This is a genomic window from Haloarcula vallismortis ATCC 29715, assembly GCF_000337775.1.
GTDB classification, from domain to species: Archaea; Halobacteriota; Halobacteria; order Halobacteriales; family Haloarculaceae; genus Haloarcula; species Haloarcula vallismortis.
Genome location: NZ_AOLQ01000034.1, coordinates 1 through 523 on the forward strand (window position 1 = coordinate 1; position 523 = coordinate 523).

Here is a 523-nt window from a genome sequence, read left to right on the forward strand (position 1 = left end):
CCACGGGAAGCCCACGGCGGGCCGCAACGGCGAACGGGAACGTCGAGTTGATGCCGCCGCACTCGATGGGCATCGTCGCGTCGGCGGTCTCTCCGAGTTCACGCTCAATGCGGTCCAGCGAGGCGACGGCCTCCCGCCCGCTCGGAAGCTTCTCGACCGAGACGGTCGGCGCGCCCATCTGCGCGGTCGGGACAACGAAGTCGTCCGCGTCCAGTTCGTCCGGGTCGAGGAGTTCGACCGGACCAAACTCCTCGATCGCCTGCTTCGCTACGAGCTTGCCGACGTGGGGGTCGCCCCCGCCGCCCGTCCCGAGGATGGTTGCGCCGAGTGCGATGTCCTCGATTTCCTCGACGCCGATTTCGACCATCATTAGTGGTCGAGCGCTCCGGCGGCCTTCACCTTGATTCGCACCGCGTTGCCAGGCAGGTACGAAGCGGGACCTCCTCGACATCGACGATGTCCACGCTATCGGCGTCCGCTCCCGCTGCGAGGGCGTTTTCGGTGGCCTCGTCCTTCGCGTGCT

Annotated in this window: 1 protein-coding gene; it reads right to left on the reverse strand. The window is 67.5% G+C overall.

Going from position 1 to position 523, the window contains the following annotated elements; translation table 11 throughout:
- The coding region (locus C437_RS08510) for an S-methyl thiohydantoin desulfurase domain-containing protein (RefSeq protein WP_152418760.1) at positions 1-370 on the reverse strand (370 nt) is incomplete at its 3' end.
- Positions 371-523: the final 153 nt, after the last annotated feature.